Annotated in this window: 20 protein-coding genes; 13 read left to right on the top strand and 7 right to left on the bottom strand. The window is 33.0% G+C overall.

What is annotated here, in order from left to right:
* The first annotated feature begins 202 nt into the window (after nt 1-202).
* Entirely contained in the window at nt 203-880 is a 678-nt protein-coding gene (gene trmD, locus HMPREF9018_RS01475; protein ID WP_008447031.1) for a tRNA (guanosine(37)-N1)-methyltransferase TrmD, read from the top strand.
* 96 nt (nt 881-976) lie between these two features.
* Here trmD and rseP read toward each other — a convergent pair whose 3' ends face one another.
* From rseP to tsaB, 6 genes are all read right to left on the bottom strand, one after another.
* A complete protein-coding gene (gene rseP / locus HMPREF9018_RS01470; protein WP_008447001.1) occupies nt 977-2,377 on the bottom strand; it encodes an RIP metalloprotease RseP in 1,401 nt (466 codons plus the stop codon).
* A gap of 41 nt (nt 2,378-2,418) precedes the next feature.
* Entirely contained in the window at nt 2,419-3,573 is a 1,155-nt protein-coding gene (locus HMPREF9018_RS01465) for a 1-deoxy-D-xylulose-5-phosphate reductoisomerase (RefSeq protein ID WP_008447025.1), read from the bottom strand.
* Nucleotides 3,574-3,635: 62 nt separating this feature from the next.
* A complete protein-coding gene (gene rimM / locus HMPREF9018_RS01460; protein ID WP_008446999.1) occupies nt 3,636-4,157 on the bottom strand; it encodes a ribosome maturation factor RimM in 522 nt (173 codons plus the stop codon).
* 17 nt (nt 4,158-4,174) lie between these two features.
* The gene (gene murA, locus HMPREF9018_RS01455) at nt 4,175-5,488 is read right to left on the bottom strand and encodes a UDP-N-acetylglucosamine 1-carboxyvinyltransferase (RefSeq protein WP_008447017.1); all 1,314 of its coding nucleotides are present in this window, start codon (nt 5,486-5,488) and stop codon (nt 4,175-4,177) included.
* A gap of 3 nt (nt 5,489-5,491) precedes the next feature.
* Nucleotides 5,492-6,091, bottom strand: coding sequence for a DUF4290 domain-containing protein (locus tag HMPREF9018_RS01450; RefSeq protein WP_008447005.1), 600 nt, complete (start codon nt 6,089-6,091; stop codon nt 5,492-5,494).
* A gap of 48 nt (nt 6,092-6,139) precedes the next feature.
* Entirely contained in the window at nt 6,140-6,832 is a 693-nt protein-coding gene (gene tsaB / locus HMPREF9018_RS01445; RefSeq protein WP_008447003.1) for a tRNA (adenosine(37)-N6)-threonylcarbamoyltransferase complex dimerization subunit type 1 TsaB, read from the bottom strand.
* Nucleotides 6,833-6,924: 92 nt separating this feature from the next.
* On the opposite strand from tsaB, the gene HMPREF9018_RS01440 reads away from it, so the two are divergent.
* The 12 genes from HMPREF9018_RS01440 to HMPREF9018_RS01385 all read left to right on the top strand — a co-directional run bounded on the left by HMPREF9018_RS01440 (nt 6,925) and on the right by HMPREF9018_RS01385 (nt 19,085).
* On the top strand, nt 6,925-7,803 hold the full coding sequence (locus tag HMPREF9018_RS01440) for a YicC/YloC family endoribonuclease (RefSeq protein WP_039863949.1): 879 nt from the start codon (nt 6,925-6,927) through the stop codon (nt 7,801-7,803).
* A 66-nt stretch (nt 7,804-7,869) separates the two neighbouring features.
* Entirely contained in the window at nt 7,870-8,442 is a 573-nt protein-coding gene (gene gmk / locus HMPREF9018_RS01435; RefSeq protein ID WP_008447045.1) for a guanylate kinase, read from the top strand.
* Nucleotides 8,443-8,459: 17 nt separating this feature from the next.
* Nucleotides 8,460-9,029: a nicotinate (nicotinamide) nucleotide adenylyltransferase gene (gene nadD / locus HMPREF9018_RS01430; protein WP_008447109.1), complete on the top strand. Its 570-nt coding sequence runs from the start codon at nt 8,460-8,462 to the stop codon at nt 9,027-9,029.
* A gap of 371 nt (nt 9,030-9,400) precedes the next feature.
* On the top strand, nt 9,401-11,320 hold the full coding sequence (locus HMPREF9018_RS01425) for a phosphoethanolamine transferase (RefSeq protein WP_008447130.1): 1,920 nt from the start codon (nt 9,401-9,403) through the stop codon (nt 11,318-11,320).
* On the top strand, nt 11,317-12,378 hold the full coding sequence (locus HMPREF9018_RS01420) for an acyltransferase family protein (RefSeq protein WP_008447090.1): 1,062 nt from the start codon (nt 11,317-11,319) through the stop codon (nt 12,376-12,378). The genes HMPREF9018_RS01425 and HMPREF9018_RS01420 overlap by 4 nt, the downstream gene beginning before the upstream one ends.
* 5 nt (nt 12,379-12,383) lie before the next feature.
* Nucleotides 12,384-13,412, top strand: a complete 1,029-nt coding sequence (locus tag HMPREF9018_RS01415; RefSeq protein WP_008447111.1) for an acyltransferase family protein — start codon at nt 12,384-12,386, stop codon at nt 13,410-13,412.
* Nucleotides 13,409-14,287, top strand: coding sequence for a decaprenyl-phosphate phosphoribosyltransferase (locus tag HMPREF9018_RS01410; RefSeq protein ID WP_008447087.1), 879 nt, complete (start codon nt 13,409-13,411; stop codon nt 14,285-14,287). The genes HMPREF9018_RS01415 and HMPREF9018_RS01410 overlap by 4 nt, the downstream gene beginning before the upstream one ends.
* Nucleotides 14,288-14,884: an HAD-IB family phosphatase gene (locus HMPREF9018_RS01405; protein WP_008447051.1), complete on the top strand. Its 597-nt coding sequence runs from the start codon at nt 14,288-14,290 to the stop codon at nt 14,882-14,884.
* A complete protein-coding gene (locus tag HMPREF9018_RS01400) occupies nt 14,844-15,254 on the top strand; it encodes a GtrA family protein (protein ID WP_039863945.1) in 411 nt (136 codons plus the stop codon). The genes HMPREF9018_RS01405 and HMPREF9018_RS01400 overlap by 41 nt, the downstream gene beginning before the upstream one ends.
* A gap of 49 nt (nt 15,255-15,303) precedes the next feature.
* A complete protein-coding gene (locus HMPREF9018_RS01395; protein ID WP_008447033.1) occupies nt 15,304-16,668 on the top strand; it encodes a DUF6080 domain-containing protein in 1,365 nt (454 codons plus the stop codon).
* On the top strand, nt 16,646-18,079 hold the full coding sequence (locus HMPREF9018_RS01390; protein WP_008447008.1) for a DUF6080 domain-containing protein: 1,434 nt from the start codon (nt 16,646-16,648) through the stop codon (nt 18,077-18,079). Before HMPREF9018_RS01395 ends, HMPREF9018_RS01390 begins: the two co-directional genes overlap by 23 nt.
* 13 nt (nt 18,080-18,092) lie before the next feature.
* Nucleotides 18,093-19,085: a glycosyltransferase gene (locus HMPREF9018_RS01385; protein ID WP_008447014.1), complete on the top strand. Its 993-nt coding sequence runs from the start codon at nt 18,093-18,095 to the stop codon at nt 19,083-19,085.
* A gap of 81 nt (nt 19,086-19,166) precedes the next feature.
* Here HMPREF9018_RS01385 and HMPREF9018_RS01380 read toward each other — a convergent pair whose 3' ends face one another.
* A complete protein-coding gene (locus HMPREF9018_RS01380) occupies nt 19,167-20,597 on the bottom strand; it encodes an aspartate ammonia-lyase (protein ID WP_036853730.1) in 1,431 nt (476 codons plus the stop codon).
* Between the last annotated feature and the right edge of the window lie 109 nt (nt 20,598-20,706).

The raw sequence follows: 20,706 nt of genomic DNA, 5'->3' as shown, positions 1-20,706 counted from the left end.
CCCTTACTTTTAGGAAAACCTCTACACGCTCCAAAAGAGAATATACTTTAATACATAAAAAATGTCTGTAAATAATCTAAGCAAGACAAATGGCAAAACTGCTGTGATAAATGTTTATAGAAAATATATCACCAATTTTATAGCTTTATGGTTATTTCATAATATTAAAATAATAACAAAGATAAAAACAATTTACTAAACAATGAGGATAGATATCATAACAGTACTGCCAGAAATGATAGAGGGCTTTGTACATGAAAGCATTCTTTCAAGAGCTGAAAAAAAGGGTTTAGCTAAAATTACATTACACAACCTACGCGATTATAGCAATGACAAATGGAAGCGTATAGACGATTACCCTTTTGGAGGACAAGCAGGAATGGTTATGCAAATAGACCCTATATATCGTTGCATAACAAGTTTAAAAGAAAAACATAAGTATGACGACATTATTTTCACATCTCCAGACGGGGAACAATTTAATCAGAAAATGGCTAACGACCTCTCTTTAAAAGAAAATATCATAATTTTAGCTGGACATTATAAGGGAGTAGATCAACGCGTGAGGGATCATCTCATTACACGCGAAATATCTGTTGGCGATTATGTCCTTACTGGTGGAGAATTGCCTGCTGCCATTATTACCGATGCTATTGTACGACTCCTTCCCGGTGCTATTAGCGATGAACAAAGTGCACTTTCCGATTGCTTTCAAGATAACATGTTATCAGCACCTATATATACACGACCTCGTAGTTATAATGGCTGGGATGTACCTGATATACTTCTCAGTGGTAATGAAGCTAAAATAAAACAATGGGAGTTTGAACAAGCTATGGAGCGAACTAAAAGACTAAGACCCGATCTTTTAGATGAATAACTTTTCATAAATTTATAATTATAATAGATAAAGAAAAAGCGACATTTACTTCTTATAAAATGTAAATGCCGCTTATATATTTTTATTCCTTCTTCCTTACATAACACCTATCCATCGTAGAATATCATTAAGATTAGCCCATACCATAAGTAGAATAAGGATACCAAAGCCTACATATTCAGCATAAATAAGAAATTTTTCTGACGGTTTACGATGCGTTATCATCTCATATAAAAGAAACATTACATGTCCACCATCTAAAGCTGGAATAGGTAATATATTCATAAATGCAAGAACGATACTAAAGAATGCTGTTAGATTCCAAAATAAATACCAATCAAAGACTGAAGGGAAAAGGCTACCTATCGAGCCAAATCCTCCCAAGCTCTTTGCGCCATCAGCAGAAGCTAAATACTTAAAGTTACACACATACCCCTTTAACACACTCAATCCATGCTTAACACCAGCAGGAATACTTTCCCAAAAATCATATTCCTGATGTGTTGGCTTATAGTATGAAGCAATGCTTGACTGATAAACACCCATTTTCAAATCGGGCGTTAGTAACATTTTTATAGTATCTAACTTTGCAACACCTTTGTGTTGTACTATCAATTCTACTCTACGAGCAATTAAAGAATCTTTATGTGTATTCTTTACTGTCATTATATCATTCAAAACAGAAGTTTGATAGTTTATATCCGACCAAGTGTATACAGGTTTTCCATTAAAAGATTTGATATGATCGCCTGCTTTTATACCTATCTTTGCTGCAGGAGTACCTGCCATTACACTGTCTATACGAGCAGGAATATAAGGCTCAGCAAAGAGCGGACGCTCCTTTACCATTGATAACATATCAAGATTCCCTGGTAGATATATGCTTAGTTTTTTACCTTTACGGATAATATCCACACGCTTAGCTTGTGCTATTTGACGAAAGAAATCACCATTCATATTAGCATATTCGCGAAAAGCTCCTTCATCAGTACCTATCAGCACATCTTTATCTTTAAAGCCCAACGCCTTTGCCTGCTCATTAAAGCGCATACCCATAGAAAGATCAGAAACCTTATAATAAGTATCACCCCATGTAAACATTATCATTGTATAAATGAAAAGTGCCAAAAAGAAATTAACAAGCACTCCACCCAACATGATTAGCAGCCGTTGCCAAGCTGGTTTAGTGCGAAACTCCCAGTGCTCTGGCTTCTTTGCTAACTGTGCAGTATCCATGCTTTCATCTACCATTCCTGATATTTTACAATATCCACCAAATGGTAACCAGCCTATACCATATTCTGTATCACTGTTTTTAGGTTTAAATTTAAACAGTTTACCACTCCATTTACCAATAGAAACATCGAAAAACATATAAAACTTCTCTACTCTAACTCCAAAAAGTTTAGAAAAGAACATATGTCCTCCTTCATGAAGTAACACTAAAAGCGAGAGAGCCATTAGTAGTTGGAGTGCTTTTATCAAAAATACTTCCATTAAATATTTGCTTGTTTATTTATTATTACTATATTTATTAATTAATGTTGCATTAAGTCTTGTGCCACTTTACGTGCTTCTTCATCTGTTTTTACATAAACATTATAATCAGGGTTAGCATCAAAAGACACTCTTAACATTGTTCTCTCAATGATATCAGCCATATCTAAGAACGAGCAAACTCCTTTCCTAAACCCTTCATTTACTATTTCATTTGCAGCATTTAGTATACATGGCATATTCCCTCCTTTATTGATAGCATAATAAGCCATTGCTAAACATTTAAACTTTTCAACATCTGGTGGGAAAAATTCAAGTGGCTTTTCAAACAGATTTAATCGCTCACTATTAAGCCGTATGCGCTCTGGAAAAGAAAAAGCATACTGTATAGGAAGACGCATATCAGGCATTCCAAGCTGCGCTTTAACGCTACCGTCAATAAATTGGACAGCACTATGTACTATACTTTGCGGATGTACTAATACTTGTATCTTATCTGCAGGTATTCCAAAAAGCCATTTTGCTTCTATCACCTCAAAACCTTTATTCATTAAAGAAGCTGAATCAATAGTAATTTTAGAACCCATCTCCCATGTAGGATGCTTAAGAGCGTCATCTGCAGTTACATATTTTAGTTGTTCATTGCTAAATAATCGGAAAGGACCACCTGAACAAGTAAGTAGAATTTTCTCTATTTCATTATCCCCTTCACCTACTAAACTTTGAAAAATAGCACTGTGTTCACTGTCTACAGGTATTATAGGCACATGATACTGTTGTGCTAACTTTACTATCAATTCTCCTGCTACTACAAGTGTTTCTTTATTAGCTAAACATATTTTCTTTCTTGCTTTTATGGCATGAATAGTAGGTTCTAAACCGGAATACCCTACCATAGCAGTGAGAACTATATTAATTTCGCCCGATTCTACTATCTCTTTTAAAGCCTTTTTGCCAGCATACACCTTTATATTAGGCATATCCCGTAAAGAGTCAACTAATGCTTCGTAATGCTTTTCATTTGCTATTACTACGGCTGCAGGCTGAAATTCTCGAGCTTGCTTAGCAAGATCTTCCCATCTATTATTAGCTGTTAGAGCATATACCTCATAACGATCAGAATGTTGTCTTATTACATCTAAAGCTTGAGTACCTATACTTCCAGTAGAACCTAATATGCAGATTTGCTGTTTCATATATATTTTTATATCCTAAATAACAATTTTATTTTATCTAAAACTTGATAATAATATTTATCCTAAAGATCTAATAATCCTTCAGGAATAACCATTTTAATTATCTTTTTTGAAGTATCAATACTTTCAAAGAGATTAGTATTAACAGGAACAAGCAGCTCTTGACCTCCTAAAGTTGTTACCTCAAAGAGAGTATTTACTGTACTGTCATCTATACCTGTTATTTTCCCTATCGTCTTTCCCGTCTTATTATCTATTAAAGTGTAATTTACAATCTGTGATAATGATAGACTTTCAGATTTCTCTTCGGCAATTTTCCTTGGGAACAGTACAACGCTGCCCGTAAGACGACGTGCTTCTTCTTCTGTGTTAATATCCTCAAATTTTATAAGAGCCATCTGCTCTGAGCGGAAACGGTATTCTTCTATAAAGAAAGGCACCAATATACCATCTAATTCTATTAACAAATAATCAGCATCAGTAGTATCAAACACATCATCACTGAATATGAATTGCATTTCTCCATGCACTCCATGTGGCTTACCTAAATAACCTATTTTATAGACGTCCTCGTGTCTTATCATATATATTATGCTTAATCTTACTTATTTGCCACACGTGTTATTTTAGCTCCTAATGCGTTAAGACGCTCTTCTATATCTTCATAGCCACGATCTATTTGTGCTATATTATCAATACGACTTATCCCTGGAGCTGAAAGGGCTGCAATTAAAAGAGCTATACCTGCTCTAATATCAGGGCTAGACATTCGTCCTGCTCGCAACGTACGTTGATGATCATGCCCTATTACTACAGCACGATGAGGATCGCATAATATTATTTGTGCCCCCATATCTATGAGTTTATCAATAAAAAACAGTCTGCTTTCAAACATTTTTTGATGAAAAAGCACACTTCCTTGAGCCTGCGTAGCTACAACTAATAAAACAGAAATAAGATCAGGACTTAATCCAGGCCATGGAGCGTCACTAATAGTCATAATAGAGCCGTCTATGAAAGAGTCTATAACATAGTGATCGTGGCGAGGAATAAAAAGATCATCACCATCTACCATTACTTGCACACCCAATCTTCTGAATATATCGAGCATAATACCAAGATTTGCTACCGAAGTATCTTTTATCCTAATACCTTCTCCCACCATGACAGCCATACTAATAAACGAACCTACTTCTATCATATCAGGTAGTATTTTGTGGCTTGTTCCATGTAGTTCTTTCACGCCTTCTATAGTAAGCAGATTACTTGCAATACCTGAAATCTTAGCTCCCATACTGTTAAGCATTTTACAAAGCTGCTGAATATAAGGTTCGCATGCGGCATTATAAATAGTAGTAGTGCCTTCTGCAAGAACAGCTGCCATAATAATATTAGCAGTACCTGTTATTGAAGCCTCATCAAGAAGCATATAAGTACCATGAAGCCGCTCTGCTTTTATTTCATAAACATCTCTCCCTTCTAAATGAACAAAATGTGCTCCAAGATTTTTAAACCCAATAAAATGAGTATCTAAGCGCCTTCTACCTATCTTATCTCCGCCAGGTTTTGCTATTGTAGCAAGCCCAAAACGTCCCAACAAAGGGCCATACATAAGCACACTACCACGAAGAGAAGCACATTTTTGTACAAATTCTATGCTTTCTAAATAATCTAACTTGATATCATCAGCTTGAAAAGAGAACCTTCCAGAAGATAGCTTTTTAGTCTTAACTCCTATTTCTTGTAAAAGCTTTATAAGGTTATTTACATCTAATATATCTGGAACATTATCTATAATAACCTCTTCTTTAGTGAGGAGGATTGCACTAATTACTTCTAAAGCCTCATTTTTTGCGCCTTGAGGTGTAATGGTTCCACTTAACCGATGACCTCCTTCTATAAGAAAAGACTCCATAAATTACGACTTTTTCTTTCTTTTATTTTGTACAAAATCCTTCTCGTTAATCTTATCGAAACGAAAAGTATTAAGATCTATCTGTATAACACCATCTGTTAAACGAGCTAAATCTGACGCCACACGAGCATTATCACTAGAGCCATGTGCCCATTGTATAAGATCTCGTTTCATCTGATTAGCTACTGAACGCACTAACATATCACGTTCTTGACCTGGAGACATCTTCCTTAGCTTTTCACATAATTCATAGACAATACTTCCATAATGCTTAATAGGATTAACCTGATGTGGATAAGATAAAGGCTCTGGCTTTTTCGCAATAGATAATGCTTGAGATACATCATAAGGATAGTCTATATCCAACTTGAAGCCTGACATAAGTGCTAAATGATCCCAAAGCTTTTGCATATACCCTTCATTACTACGATTTTGGGTATTCATTCTGTCCATAATAGCTATAATACTTTCTGCACAAGCCTGACGTTCAGCCTTAGTAGGTAGTGTTATTGCATAATCTATCATGCTTTGAACCTCTCTACCATACTGAGGTAATATTAATTTTTCTCTTTGAGTGTTATAGTCTAATCCTTCTATATTCATTAGGTGGAAATATTTATTTTAAGAAAAACATCCGTTAAGTAAATCTATTTATAATAAAGGTTTTGCCGATTTAGCTACGAAATCTTTTAAATAAGTGGGAACAAAATAAGCAACATCTTCAAACATATTATTCAAAAAGCGTTTCTCTGCAAGTGGAAACATATATTTTGCCAAAGGCTCTATATTATCAATAAAATGAGCATTATTATGCTTTATCATATCTTTACACTTAGAAGCACCATTTCCGAAAAAGTAAACAGGGCCTTTATCTAAATATTCTTTAAAGCTCTTCTCATCTATTACTTTTGCTTCCAAACGACTCTTTGCTTTTAAACCACGATCAAAAACCTGAGAATAAACCTCCATTCGTCGTGCGTCTAACATAGGTGCTAACAACGCATCTTCAGGTATATTATTATTATGTAACAACACCGGCACTGATAATAGCTCGAGTGTAGGTACTGCTATCAACTTAATATCACGTCCATAACAAATCCCTTTTGCCATAGACACACCTATACGCAATCCCGTATAAGAACCAGGACCACTACTAACAGCAACGGCGTCTAAAGGAATAGCATGATTATCTGTAAAAGATATAGCTTCATCGACAAAAGAGCCGAGACGCTCTGCATGATTAGGACCACTACAATCTTGTAACTCGAAGATGCAAACACCATCTTCGCTTACTGCTACTGAGCACACATTTGTACTCGTTTCTATATTTAAAATGCAAGACATAAAACAATAGCTTTATTTTAAATTAATGTGCAAATTTACTCTTTTTCCACTCGAAATTAGTACTTTTGCAGAAATTTAACGTGAAAAAACTCATGATACTATCTATGACAGGTTATGGCAAAGCCGTCGTAACTTATAAAGAAAAGAAAATTAATATTGAAATTAAGTCGCTTAACAGCAAAGCTCTTGATCTCTCTGCACGCATTGCTCCCTTGTATAGAGAAAAAGAAATGGATATACGACGCTTAATTGCTCAAAAGTTAGAACGTGGAAAAGTAGATTTCTCACTATGGGTAGAGAAAGATATTAGTGCAGACGCTACTCATGTTAATACTGTTTTAGTAGAAAATTACTATAAACAAATAAAAGAAATTTCTAAAAACACAGGTATACCAGAACCTTCCGATTGGTTTGAAACATTACTACGTTTGCCTGATGTAACTATGAGGAATGAGGTAGAAATACTTAGTGAAGAAGAATGGAACATAGTATTAAATGGCATTCTACAAGCTATAGAGCACTTGTTAGTTTTTCGTAAGCAAGAAGGTAAGGCTCTTCAGCATAAGTTTAACGAAAAACTCAATAATATAGAAAATTACATGAAAGCTATAGAGCCGTATGAAAAAGGCCGAGTACCAAAGATTCGTGAACGTATTATAGAAGGATTAAAGCAGATTCCAGAAGTGGAATATGACAAAAACCGTTTAGAACAAGAACTTATATACTATATAGAGAAACTTGATATAAGCGAAGAAAAACAACGTTTAGCTAATCATCTGCGTTATTTCCGTGAGACTATGGAGGAAAATGGGCATGGATTAGGTAAGAAGTTAGGATTCATTGCTCAAGAAATGGGACGAGAAATTAACACTACTGGCTCTAAAAGTAATCAGGCAGAGATGCAAAACATAGTAGTGAAAATGAAAGATGAATTAGAACAAATTAAAGAGCAGGTGCTCAACACACTATAATAACCATCTCTTTAGTTAGCTCTATGTTTACAGAATAAAGCTAATAAGAGTTTTTTATTTTACGATATGCAAGGTAAATTGATAATCTTTTCAGCCCCATCAGGTTCGGGTAAAAGTACTATTGTACAATGGTTAATGCAAGAACACCCTGAGCTACATTTAGCTTTTTCCATTAGTTGCACCACACGGCAGCCACGTGGCAAAGAACGTAATGGAGTGGAATATATATTCCTTTCATTAGATGATTTCAAAAACAAGATTGATAACAATGAGTTTTTAGAATATGAGGAAGTATATAAAGATCGCTTTTATGGGACTTTAAAAAAGCAAATAGAAAGCCAACTGAAAGCTGGTCAAAATGTTATCTTTGACGTAGATGTAAAAGGTGGGTGTAATATTAAAGATTATTATAAAGACAAAGCACTAAGTGTTTTTGTTCAACCACCTTCTGTAGAAGAATTACGTCGTCGTTTAATAAACAGGAATACTGATACGTTGGAAGCTATAGAAACACGCCTTAAAAAGGCAGCTGAGGAACTAACTTTTGCCAGCAAGTTTGATACTATTATAGTTAACAATAATCTTGACAAAGCAAAAGCTGAAACATACAATATTATTAAGAATTTTCTAAACCATTAGTTTTCAAAAACTATAATATGAACATAGGTCTTTTTGGCGGATCTTTCAACCCCATTCATAATGGGCATATTACTCTTGCAGAAACATTCTTAAAGGAAGCGTCCTTACAAGAGGTATGGCTAATGGTTTCTCCACAAAATCCTTTTAAAATACATCAAGAACTATTAGATGATGAAAAACGGCTTAAAATAGCTCAGAAAGCACTTATTAACCACCCTAAAATCATAGTTTCTGATTATGAACTCTCTTTACCTAAACCATCTTATACTTGGAACACATTACAACATCTTGCTATTTCTTACCCCGAAAACACTTTTTCTTTGCTCATAGGAGGCGATAACTGGCGTGCTTTTAACCGTTGGAACCATGCAGAAGATATTATTTCCCAGTATCAAATATACATATATCCACGTAAAGACGACCATTTCGCAAGAAAAGAAATACTACCTAAAAATGTGCATTTACTGCAAGGTTCACCATTAGATATTAGCAGCACCTTAATACGTAATAATGTGAAGCAAGGAATGTCTATACACCACCTTGTTCCACAAAACATTATCCAAGATATAGAAGAATTTTACAGGTAATTTGTAAACATTTATCATATCATTTTATTAAAGGTATGCTTTTGCAGCAGAAAACCTCACCTTTTGTGGGACAAAAGATGAGGTTTTACTCATAAAAAGTTGATGTTTTATAGAGTAAAAGGTCATATCCTCTTAACACTCTTATTATTAAACAATTACAAACACAACAAGATAGCAAGTAACGCACAGTAGTGTATATCTTTTTTACCTACTCAGAAATTTTTATTATGAGCATGTTTTTTAGCTAAAAGCAGTTTTGCAGAGTATGAATAAATTGTATTATTTTAAATGTTAATTCCCTTTTTACATCGCTACATATAATAAAATAAAAGTATCTTTGCACCTTATTAAATAGCATTAAGCATTATACAATGAAAATATTTACTAAGATTGCACATATTTTCTATAGCATATTAACCCCTATTAGGGCTAATAGATCTTTTTTTATTTTTATGTATCTGCTTGGCATTTTAGTAGCTTATGAGGAATTGCCTGTTAACAATCCAAACGCAAAAGTATACGACAACTTAATACCTGAATTGTTTCTTGATTTATATTTGGTTAGCTTGTTACTTATGGTCTTTAAGCGACAAATACGACAGTGGGTACGATTGGTCTTATATTTTATGGCATATAGTATTAGCTTAATAGATCTATTTTGCTGGGAAAAGTTTCAAACCACTATAAACCCTTCAATACTTTTGCTTATAGGTGAAACTAATAGTAAAGAAGCTAATGAATTTTTATCAAGTTATATTTCTATAGATATTCTTTTCTCTGGAATAGGTTTGATATTAATACTAATACTTATTAACATTATAACAGGGCTTTTCCCTTTTATAAAACAACATCTTAGTATCTTTAGAAAAATAAAAAAAAGGGATTCTATACACTGCTTTAAGATTATAAAGAATAAAAAAAGTTTGCTTTTTGTGAAAACTTTTAGTGGACTGATATGCACCTTTTTCCTTATTTTTTCTGCTATTTCTTCAGCTCATAATAAAGAGATGATGTATCGCATATTCTCACTTCACACTATAGGGGCAGTGGAACACGAAATGAGTTTATATCAAAGACAGCCAGGGAAAGAGACACAATTTTACATACCACCTTACCGCTTAGCCTTCGCTATATTCTCAAACAAATTAGCCTCTCATCAGATAAGCCAGCTTATAGCAACTAAAGGAAAAGTATGGGTTGATAGTTGTTCTTACACATCACCTAACATCATACTTATTATTGGCGAGAGCTATAGTAAGCATCACTCACACCAGTATGGCTATTTCATGCCTACAACTCCTCACCAAGAGGCTTTGCAAAAACAAGGCTTACTAACACCTTTTAGTGATGTAGTAGCACCTTACAATCTAACAAGTTTTGTTTTTAAAAATATCTTTTCACTTCAAGTTGTTGGGGACAAAAAAGATTGGTGCGATTACCCTCTCTTTCCTGAGGTTTTCCGTAAGGCAGGTTATCATGTAACATTCATTACTAATCAGTTTTTACCTCGTGCTAAGCAAGCTGTTTACGATTTTAGTGGAGGATTTTTTCTTAATCACCCAGAGCTATCTGATGCCATGTTCGATAACAGGAATAGCAGATTATATAAATATGATGCAGGGTTATTACACGACTACGATTGCTTTCAGAAGCAATATAACACTGATCATAATCTTATATTGTTTCATCTTATGGGGCAACATGTTAATTATGAACAACGCACACCAGAAAAGGCAAAACACTTTAAAGCAGATGATTATAAGAATATCCGATATGATTTAAACAAAAAACGCAGAAAGATACTATCCGATTACGATAATGCAGTGTTATACAACGACTCTATTGTGTACCAAATAATAAAACGTTTTCAAGACAAAGACGCTATTATCATTTATATGCCTGACCATGGAGAAGAATGTTATGAAGGAAACCGTGGTTTCATTTGCCGTAACCACTCTGCTGAGATAGATTATAACCTTGCACGCTTTGAGTTTGAAATACCTTTTTGGATATATACATCTCCAACGTATAAAGCCAAACACCATGATATTTACAAACAAATTATAGCAGCAAAAAACAAAAAATTCATGACCGATGCTTTACCTCATCTGTTACTTTATTTAGGAGGAATACATACTATATATTATAGAGATAAATATAACATATTAAGCAAAAACTATCAAGAAAATCGTCCAAGAATATTAAAAGGAACTACTGATTACGATAAGTTAGATAGGACAAAAGCTATACGTCAAACACCTTTGCAAAAAAAAGAAAATAATAAAAAATGAAAAAAGAATTACTTTCACGTACAGAATGTAATGCTTTACGCGGATTAGCCATCATTGGCATCTTTCTACATAATTATTGCCATTGGTTAAAACATATAGTACAAGAAAACGAGTACCAATACTTTTGGCATAACTTTACATGGTTTAACCATGAAATGAGTAAAAATTTCCATTCTCTTACTCTCTTTCATATAATATCGTTCTTTGGTCATTATGGTGTCCCTGTCTTCTTATTCTTATCGGCATACGGCTTATATGTAAAATATGAAGAACCCAATTTTAATAATAAGAAAGAGCCTTCTGCTATATCTTTTATTAAATATCACTGGATAAAACTATTTAGAATGATGATAATAGGGTTTGTAGCTTTTACTATTATAGATGCTATCACACAAGGTCAGCACCGCTACATGCCTTTAGATATAATTGCTCAATTAGGGCTGTTTAACAACTTACTGCCTAATCCTGATGAAATTATTTGGCCAGGACCTTATTGGTATTTTGGATTAATGATGCAAATATATATTGTGTATCGTTTGATACTATATCGTCGTCATTGGGGATATACCGTTGGCTTAATAATTATTTGTGCAGCTCTTCAGATTATATGCAGCCCTGAAAGCGATGAACTTAATCGCTTAAGGTACAACTTTATAGGAGGAATTTTGCCCTTTGCTTTCGGATTATTATATGCCAAGTTTATGCCACAAGTTTCTAAAAAAACACATATAATTATCTTTATCATATCGCTTTTAGCTATTTATGCTCTTAACATAACTTACTTTACATGGTATCTTATCCCAATATTTGTTTGCATGGCAGCAATAAGTTTTATAAAATTAGTTCATCGTTGTGGACTTTTTATGAATCTTATAGTATGGGTTGGAAACATTTCATCTGCTCTATTTATATGTCATCCCATTACAAGAAAGATATTTATCCCCATTTCAAAAGCTGGAGATTATTGGACGGGATTAATACTTTATATCATTAGTTCCATTTGCTTAGCATGGTTATTTAAGGAATTAATGAATAAAATACCTAAACCTAAAATGTAGCTAACATGAAATTTAAGGATATAGAAATAGGAAATATTAGTAGGTTTCGTGGCGAATTAATGGGATCTGCAATGCTTTTTGTTATACTCTTTCATGTAGGTTTACCACGCGATGATATGTTTTTTGGCTTAAGAAGAATCGGAAATATTGGTGTAGATATATTCCTTTTTCTAAGTGGTATGGGCTTATGGTTCTCATGGACAAGCCACCCTTATATAAAGGATTTCTATTTGCGACGTATACTTCGTGTATATCCTATGTGGATTATCATGGCAAGTCTGTATTATATACCTGACTTTTTATGCCCTAACATTGTACGCCATGGAGGACATAGCACAAGCATTATAGATTTAATAGGAGATATTACTATTAATTGGGATTTCTGGCTTAACGATGAACTCACCTTCTGGTACATTCCTGCCACTATGATGCTATACCTTGTAACTCCTCTTTATCTAAAGATTATTATAAAGCATCCTATATACAGATGGCTACCTATTGTAATGCTTATGTGGTGTATCTTAGTAGAATACGTTACTCCTATTCATGACATCTTTGGTCATTTAGAAATATTTTGGAGTCGTGTACCTATATATTTTATAGGCATCAATATGGGAGCCGCTGTCAAACGTAAGGAGAAAATGGACGGAGCTGCCGTTTGGATGATACTACTTGTTTTTTTTATGGCTTTAGCTTCCAGTATATTCTTAGAACAGGTAAAACATGGAATGTTCCCTATCTTCTTAGAACGTATGTTATATATCCCTTTAACAGTAACATCTATCTTGATACTTAACCGTGCTTTTAGGCATACTCCAAAATGGTTTAACAACTGCTTTAAGTTTATAGGTATGGTTAGTTTAGAGGCTTATTTAATACATGATCATTTTGTTCTTAGATATTTAGAAGAGTTTCAATGGACTTACTGGATTACCTTTATTGCTACCTTTTCTTTAACAATACCTATAGCATGGATACTCCACACTCTTGTTAGTAAATTAGTAATAACTCCTATAGAAAGATTTATTCGATGAAAGATATTATCAAACTAATACGCCCATATCAATGGATTAAAAATCTAATCGTACTGTTACCTATATTCTTTTCGGGGCAGTTGTTTAATCTTAATGCGCTCTTTGCAGGCTTAATAACTTTTTTTTCATTCTCGTTTGCAGCATCGTCTATCTACTGCTTAAATGATATTATAGATGTAAAAGACGATAGACGACACCCTGTAAAATGTAAACGACCATTAGCTTCAGGAGCTGTTAGCATTACGTTAGGTTATATTTTAATATTTATTATGTTTGCACTTTCCATGCTAACGCTTTCCTTTCTGCCTGGAGAACATGAAAAAGTATATGGTGTGATAATTGTTTATTGGCTACTCAATATTAGTTACTGCGTTAAATTAAAGCAATTCGCTATTATAGACGTATGTATAGTTGCTTTCGGTTTTGTTTTGAGAATATTAGCAGGAGGCTGGGCTACTAATATTACATTAAGCAAGTGGATAGTATTAATGACTTTCCTTCTAATGTTGTTTCTTGCGTTTGCAAAGCGTAGAGATGATGTTATACGCATGATAAAAACAGGCGAACCTCCTAGACAAAACACAATAAGATATAATATAGACTTTATTAATCAAGCTATAACAATAACGTCAAGTATAACCTTAGTGTGTTATATTATGTACACTGTAAGTGAAGAAACTATAAAACATTTTCATACACAATATTTATATCTTACAAGTATTTTTGTGTTAGTGGGCATCTTACGTTATATTCAGTTAGCTGTTGTTGATAAAATAAGTGGAGATCCTACCAAGATAATGTTAAAGGATCGGTTTATGCAAATAATAGTATTGCTCTTTGGGCTATCTTTCTTATTTATAATATATTTCCTATAAATGAAACTTTACGCATTCGATTTTGATGGTACCATCACAACAAAGGACACCTTTATAGCATTCATACGTTTTGTAAAAGGTGATCTAAGAACTTTCTTAGGCCTGTTACTTTATGCGCCAATATTAATAATGATGAAGCTTAAACTTTATCCAAATTGGAAAGCAAAACAACAGCTGTTTACTTATTTCTTTAAAGGAATGAATATAAAGGAGTTCAAATTAAAATGTAATGAATTTGCAAGGCACAACAAAGCACTTATTCGTCCTCTGGCTTTAATAGAGATACAAAAAGCTTTAAAAGAAGGAGAAAAGGTTATAATAATTACAGCAAGTATAGATATGTGGGTACGTCCTTTTTTTTCTGAACTTGATAAAAATATACATATAGTAGGTACAAAAATAGAAGAAAAAGAAGGAAAAGTTACTGGACACTTTGTTACACGCAATTGCTATGGTGCAGAAAAAGTAAATCGCTTAAAAGAGATTATGCCTAATAGAAATAGCTATGAGCTTATATCTTATGGTGATTCACGAGGCGATAAAGAATTATTAGAATATGCAGATAAAGGATATTTTAAGCCATTTAGGAAAAAGTAAATGCAATAAACTTCTCGAAGTAATACGTTTTGGTATAGTAGGGTGCATTGCAGCTTTAATACAATTTATAGTTTACAGGTTAATGATTATATGCGTTAACTCTGAAACGGTATGTGTTATCGTAAGTTATGGTATTAGCTTATGTTTTAATTATATTGCCTCTACAAGATTTACATTTAAGGTAAAGTCATCTTCTAAGAAAGGGGCAGGTTTCCTTCTTTCACATTGTGTAAACATATCACTTCAGGTTATATTTATTCATTTTTTCATTTATATCGGTATTGTAAAGCAAATAGCTCTGATTCCTACTATTCTAATTTGCTTTCCAATAAATTTTCTTTTAGTTCGTTTCTTTTTAAAAAGAAAATAGCATTCGCAAGTTATTTCGTAACTTTGCAATATATATTATACATTATATAATGTCTGCGATAAGTATTTTTAAAATAAAAAAAGAAGAGCGCATTCTGTTTTGCGCCATGCTGTTGGTTTTTATATTCTTTAATGCCTTGCTTATATATAGCCATTATAGTATTTATACTATGGGGGCACACGGCGGATTTTGGTCATTATTTACAAAGAATTTTCGTATGTCAGGTTACGACTGCTGGTCATGGATAACTATCTCTGGTATGCGTATCCACTTTGATACTATTAGGCACCCTCTTTATCTTACATTTCTATATCCTCTTTACTTACTTAATAATAGTCTTATAGACTTATTTGGATATAATTTTGCAGTATATTTTATGGCTGTTATAATAATTTTTTCAGCTATTTATTCCACTATTTTTATATATAGAGTGTTTCGAGAAGTAATGGAACTAACACAAAAAGAATCTTGCTTACTCACTATTTTCCTTTTTTCATTTGCACACGTTTTAGTGCCTACAATGGTACCTGACCACTTCATTATATCAATGATGTTCCTTACAATGACTCTTTATATAGTTGGTATAAAAATGAAAAAAAACAAAAATCTAAAACCTTGGCAATCATTTATACTATTATTTTTTACCGCAGGAATGGCTTCTTCAAATGCTGCTAAGACCATATTAGCAGGAATATTTACTAATGGCTGGAAAAAAACATTTCATAAAAAATTTCTTTTTATAGGAATAATCCTGCCTCTTTTAATACTCTTCGGAATAAGACAATATCAATATTATACTTTAGAAATTCCACAAAAAGAAGTTATAAACAATATAGTAAAGCATAATATGGAAAAAGATGCAGCCAAGACTACTGACCATTTCAACAAACGCAACAAATGGCTTAAAGAACATACAGGTAAGGCTGCCGGCAATGGTCCTATTACTAAACTGATAGATATATCAACGCCACGCATAAAAACATTAATAGAAAACTTCTTTGGAGAATCACTTATCCTACATCAAAAATATCTGCTTAAAGATGTATCATGGGATCGTCCCATCTTTGTTACTTATACTCATGCCTATAAATATGCTATAGAATGTGTTATAATTTTAATGTTTATTATAGGATGCGTTATTGCTCGCGGTGAGAAATTTTTACAAATGTTATTAACATGGTTTGCCTGCGATATTACTCTTCATATTATTCTTGGCTTTGGCATTAATGAAGTATACATCATGACAGCAGGCTGGGCCTTCATCATACCTATTTCTATAGGATTCTTTCTAAAAAGACTTAATGGTAAATATCGGAACTTTTTACAAGTAACTATTCTCATACTTACACTATATCTCGCTTTTTATAATTGTTCTCAAATATTCTGTTATAATGCAGTTTTCAACAATATTTAAAATAAAAAAAGAAGAGCGTGTTGCTACCTCTTTTTTCCTTTTATGGCAAATAACACTACACATTATTGTTATAGCTAAGTATTGGCAACTCTTTTCAGTATTTAATGCTAAAACATATCGTAAAGTTGTGCTTAACAATTTTCATATTTCTGGCTTCGACCCTCTAACTTATCTCGTTGTCTCAGATTGGAAATTAGACTTTGATGTTACTCGTCACCCCCTTCTTGCCCCTTTCTATTATCCACTTTACCTTATTAACCACTGCATATACCTATCTACTGGTATAAACATCGCACCTATCCTTATAAGCATAATCTTATTGTTTTGTTCAGTTTATGCCTTCATTTTTATGGTACGTATAGGTAAAGATTTGATACATTTACATATTAAAGAAGCTATAATGTTAGGGTATCTTCTCTTTTCTTTTGCTTATGTCATGTTAGCAGCTATTAGCCCAGATCATTTTATAGTATCGCTATTTATGATATTACTCACACTGTATATTAGCGGATGCTGCATAAAGGAAAATCGTCTGTTAAAAAAAAGTATTACTTTTTTATTATTCTTTTTTACTGCGGGGGTTTCTCTTAACAATGGTCTAAAAACTTTTATAGCTAATCTGATTACTAATAAAAAGACCTTCTTTCGTCCATCTAACCTTCTCTTTGCAATAATTTTGCCTGGTATAATTTTCCTTTATATAGGAAGATGGCAAGATCACAAATACAAAGATCCAGCAAGAATAGCCAAACGAAAGTTAGAGGCTGCACAAACAAAACGTGAAAAAATAAAACTATATGCTGCTTTTAAAGACACTACAACGATTAAAGGAGGAAAAAGAATAGATAGTTGTTTTAATTTTACATGGGAAAAATATCTTAAGCAGAAGAAAAAAAATCGTGATAAAAAACCCATTTTTGCACACACAGGAAAAAAAATGGAACACTTCCCTATGCGGTCTTGGACAGATATTTCTACACCTCGTATTCCTACTCTTATAGAAAATTTCTTTGGTCAAAGCATACAATTACATCAAAAATATGCACTTGGAGATGTATTACGAGACCGACCTATATTTGTTAAATATGATTGGACCTTAAATTATATTATAGAAGGGGCTATCGTTTTACTCTTTCTTTGTGGTATTTATGCAGGAATTAAACAAAGATTATTATGGATAACACTAACATGCTTTGCACTTGACGTTATTTTATATTTAGGCTTAGGATTCGGTATTAATGAAGTATATATTATGGCTTCAGGCTGGATTTACATAATACCTATAAGCGTGGGATATCTCATTAATAGCTTAAAAGATAAAAGCAGATTACTTGTAACATTATTTATTTCTATACTAACATTATATTTTATAGTGTATAACACTACCGTTTTTCTTATTAACTTTCTATAAACTCAAAAGGAATATGTCTAAATCAGTATCTATTGTAATTTGTACCTATAACGGATCTAAATATCTTTCCCAACAATTAGATTCTATATTTGCACAAACTTATCCGCTACATGAGGTTATAGTGCAAGACGATGGTTCTACTGATGACACTTGGAATATAATCGAAAAATATGCAAACAAGTTCCCTCAGATGCGCATTTATCGAAATAAAGAAAAACAAGGTATTAATGCTAATTTCCTATCAGCTATGCAACAAGCTACTGGAGACTACATTGCTATTGCCGATCAAGATGATATTTGGGAACATAACAAGATAGAAATACAAATAAAAGCTATTGGTGACAGCTTATTATGCAGTGGACATAGTAGACCGTTTTCTAATGATAATTCGTTTACTTATTTTGATAATCGCCATCGAAATGTAAGCATCTTTCGTATGCTCTTTCTTTGTTTACCTGGACATACATTGCTCTTTAAGCGCAAGTTATTATCAATGCTTCCACCTATTAATAATTCTTTTTATAATGTTTCGTTATATGACGCAGCTCTATCTATTACTGCTGCTGCTCATGAAAGTATAATATATGTAGATAAAGTAATAGTAAATTTCAGACGTCATGCAAAAGCTGCTACTTACACTGATTATCATAAGAGTTTGCCATCATGGAGAAATGCTATTACAGAATTAATTTGGAGCTTAAAACATTACCATAAGATGCGCAAAATAGTATTACCCATTTTCAAAGGTAAACTATCCCTAATAGAATATCTCGAGAAGGATATACAAACTGTACAATTACGAGATGCTAAAAAAATAATGTATTTAGAATGCACAGATGATATTCTTTCTCTTGTTCGTTTACAAATACTTTTTATAAAACATCATAGAGATCTTTTTCATACAAAAGGTAGCAGTATGATAAAAATACTAAGAGCTATACTTTATCCTTTTATGCAGCTATATATGTACAGAAACATATTCTATAACAAAGATAAATCCTTATGAAATAAAATTCGCAGATTATTAGCTTTACTTAATAATCTACGAATATTCCAAATCTTTACTTTATAAATATTAATCTTATTTTTATTTCACTATATCAGTAGAGTCTAACATATGTGTAGGATCTAATATTGCATCAAGTTTCTCCTTTGTAAGGAGCTTATGTTTTAATACAAGATCATAAACAGAGCCACCTGTTAATAGAGCCTCCTTTGCTATCTTTGTGGAATTTTTATATCCAATATATGGATTAAGTGCTGTAACAATACCTATAGAATGCTTTACCATTTCAAGAGTACGTTCCTGATTTACAGTAATGCCATCAATACATAGTTCACGAAGAGTATCCATTGCATTAGGCAACCAAGTTAAATCTTCCATAAGACATTCGGTAATGATGGGCTCCATCACATTTAATTGCAACTGACCAGCTTCTGCTGCAATCATTACAGTAGTATCATTACCTATAATCTTAAAGCAGGTCTGGTTTGTAACTTCAGGTATAACAGGATTTACCTTACCTGGCATAATAGAAGATCCTGGAGCCATTGGAGGAAGATTTATTTCATTAAACCCACATCTTGGGCCTGAAGCCAACAAACGAAGGTCATTACAAATCTTTGAAAGTTTTACCGCAAGACGTTTTAAAGCTGAGCTATAGCTTACATAAGCACCTGTGTCTGGAGTAGCTTCTATGAGATTATGCCCAGCAATAAAGTTCTCTCCTGTAGCCTTACTAAGATAGTCTGCACATATTTTAGGGAAACCTGGAGCAGCATTTAAACCTGTTCCTATGGCTGTCCCTCCCATATTTATTTCAAGTAAAAGATCTACATTACGCTTTAAATTAGCAATTTCTTCTTCTAAATTATCAGCAAAAGCATTAAACTCTTGTCCTGCAGTCATTGGAACAGCATCCTGTAACTGAGTACGCCCCATCTTTATAACATTCTTAAATTCTTCCCCTTTTTTACGGAAAGCCTCTATTAACAGAGTTAAAGATTTTACTAAATTCTTATTCATTCTAATAAAGGCGTACCTTATAGCTGTAGGATATACATCATTGGTGGATTGTCCACAATTAACATCATCATTAGGAGAACAATGTTTATAATCTGCCTTATCGTATCCCATAATTTCTAAAGCACGATTAGCAATAACCTCATTAGCATTCATATTAACAGATGTTCCTGCACCTCCTTGCACCATATCGGTAATAAAGTTATTATGATGCTTACCTGCTATAATTTCTTTACAAGCCTCTATTATAGCCTTTCCTACCTTGGGGTCTATTTGTCCAAGCTGAATATTAGTTTGTGCTGCAGCTAATTTTACGTATGCTATAGAAATAACATACTCAGGATAATCACACATACGCTTACGCGATATGTGATAGTTATTAACAGCACGTTGTGTTTGTACACCATAAAGAACATTTTCTGGCACTTGTAACTCACCTAAAAGATCGCTCTCTGTACGAAATTTCTGCTCGCAGTTATTCATTTTATTTGTCATATCTTTTTTTTATTTATATATCTCGTAAAATTATAAGAGATAATTAGTTTAACTATACTTTTTATTATTTATTATTATCAATAATCTTTGGTATAATAATTAATATCAA

The sequence above is a fragment of the Prevotella amnii CRIS 21A-A genome (genome assembly GCF_000177355.1).
In the GTDB taxonomy this organism is placed as follows: Bacteria; Bacteroidota; Bacteroidia; order Bacteroidales; family Bacteroidaceae; genus Prevotella; species Prevotella amnii.
The sequence above is the reverse complement of the archived record's forward strand: the minus strand, read 5'-3'. Positions and strand labels throughout refer to the sequence as shown.

Excerpts from the sequence above, each read along its gene's own strand:
- HMPREF9018_RS01440 (WP_039863949.1), top strand. The coding sequence starts at position 6,925 with ATGATACTATCTATGACAGGTTATGGCAAAGCCGTCGTAACTTATAAA.
- rseP (WP_008447001.1), bottom strand. The coding sequence starts at position 2,377 with ATGGAAGTATTTTTGATAAAAGCACTCCAACTACTAATGGCTCTCTCG.
- rimM (WP_008446999.1), bottom strand. The coding sequence starts at position 4,157 with ATGATAAGACACGAGGACGTCTATAAAATAGGTTATTTAGGTAAGCCA.
- HMPREF9018_RS01385 (WP_008447014.1), top strand. The coding sequence starts at position 18,093 with ATGTCTAAATCAGTATCTATTGTAATTTGTACCTATAACGGATCTAAA.
- HMPREF9018_RS01415 (WP_008447111.1), top strand. The coding sequence starts at position 12,384 with ATGAAATTTAAGGATATAGAAATAGGAAATATTAGTAGGTTTCGTGGC.
- HMPREF9018_RS01380 (WP_036853730.1), bottom strand. The coding sequence starts at position 20,597 with ATGACAAATAAAATGAATAACTGCGAGCAGAAATTTCGTACAGAGAGC.
- HMPREF9018_RS01465 (WP_008447025.1), bottom strand. The coding sequence starts at position 3,573 with ATGAAACAGCAAATCTGCATATTAGGTTCTACTGGAAGTATAGGTACT.
- HMPREF9018_RS01405 (WP_008447051.1), top strand. The coding sequence starts at position 14,288 with ATGAAACTTTACGCATTCGATTTTGATGGTACCATCACAACAAAGGAC.
- HMPREF9018_RS01410 (WP_008447087.1), top strand. The coding sequence starts at position 13,409 with ATGAAAGATATTATCAAACTAATACGCCCATATCAATGGATTAAAAAT.
- HMPREF9018_RS01390 (WP_008447008.1), top strand. The coding sequence starts at position 16,646 with ATGCAGTTTTCAACAATATTTAAAATAAAAAAAGAAGAGCGTGTTGCT.
- nadD (WP_008447109.1), top strand. The coding sequence starts at position 8,460 with ATGAACATAGGTCTTTTTGGCGGATCTTTCAACCCCATTCATAATGGG.
- HMPREF9018_RS01395 (WP_008447033.1), top strand. The coding sequence starts at position 15,304 with ATGTCTGCGATAAGTATTTTTAAAATAAAAAAAGAAGAGCGCATTCTG.
- tsaB (WP_008447003.1), bottom strand. The coding sequence starts at position 6,832 with ATGTCTTGCATTTTAAATATAGAAACGAGTACAAATGTGTGCTCAGTA.
- gmk (WP_008447045.1), top strand. The coding sequence starts at position 7,870 with ATGCAAGGTAAATTGATAATCTTTTCAGCCCCATCAGGTTCGGGTAAA.
- trmD (WP_008447031.1), top strand. The coding sequence starts at position 203 with ATGAGGATAGATATCATAACAGTACTGCCAGAAATGATAGAGGGCTTT.
- HMPREF9018_RS01400 (WP_039863945.1), top strand. The coding sequence starts at position 14,844 with ATGCAGATAAAGGATATTTTAAGCCATTTAGGAAAAAGTAAATGCAAT.
- HMPREF9018_RS01450 (WP_008447005.1), bottom strand. The coding sequence starts at position 6,091 with ATGAATATAGAAGGATTAGACTATAACACTCAAAGAGAAAAATTAATA.
- HMPREF9018_RS01425 (WP_008447130.1), top strand. The coding sequence starts at position 9,401 with ATGAAAATATTTACTAAGATTGCACATATTTTCTATAGCATATTAACC.
- HMPREF9018_RS01420 (WP_008447090.1), top strand. The coding sequence starts at position 11,317 with ATGAAAAAAGAATTACTTTCACGTACAGAATGTAATGCTTTACGCGGA.
- murA (WP_008447017.1), bottom strand. The coding sequence starts at position 5,488 with ATGGAGTCTTTTCTTATAGAAGGAGGTCATCGGTTAAGTGGAACCATT.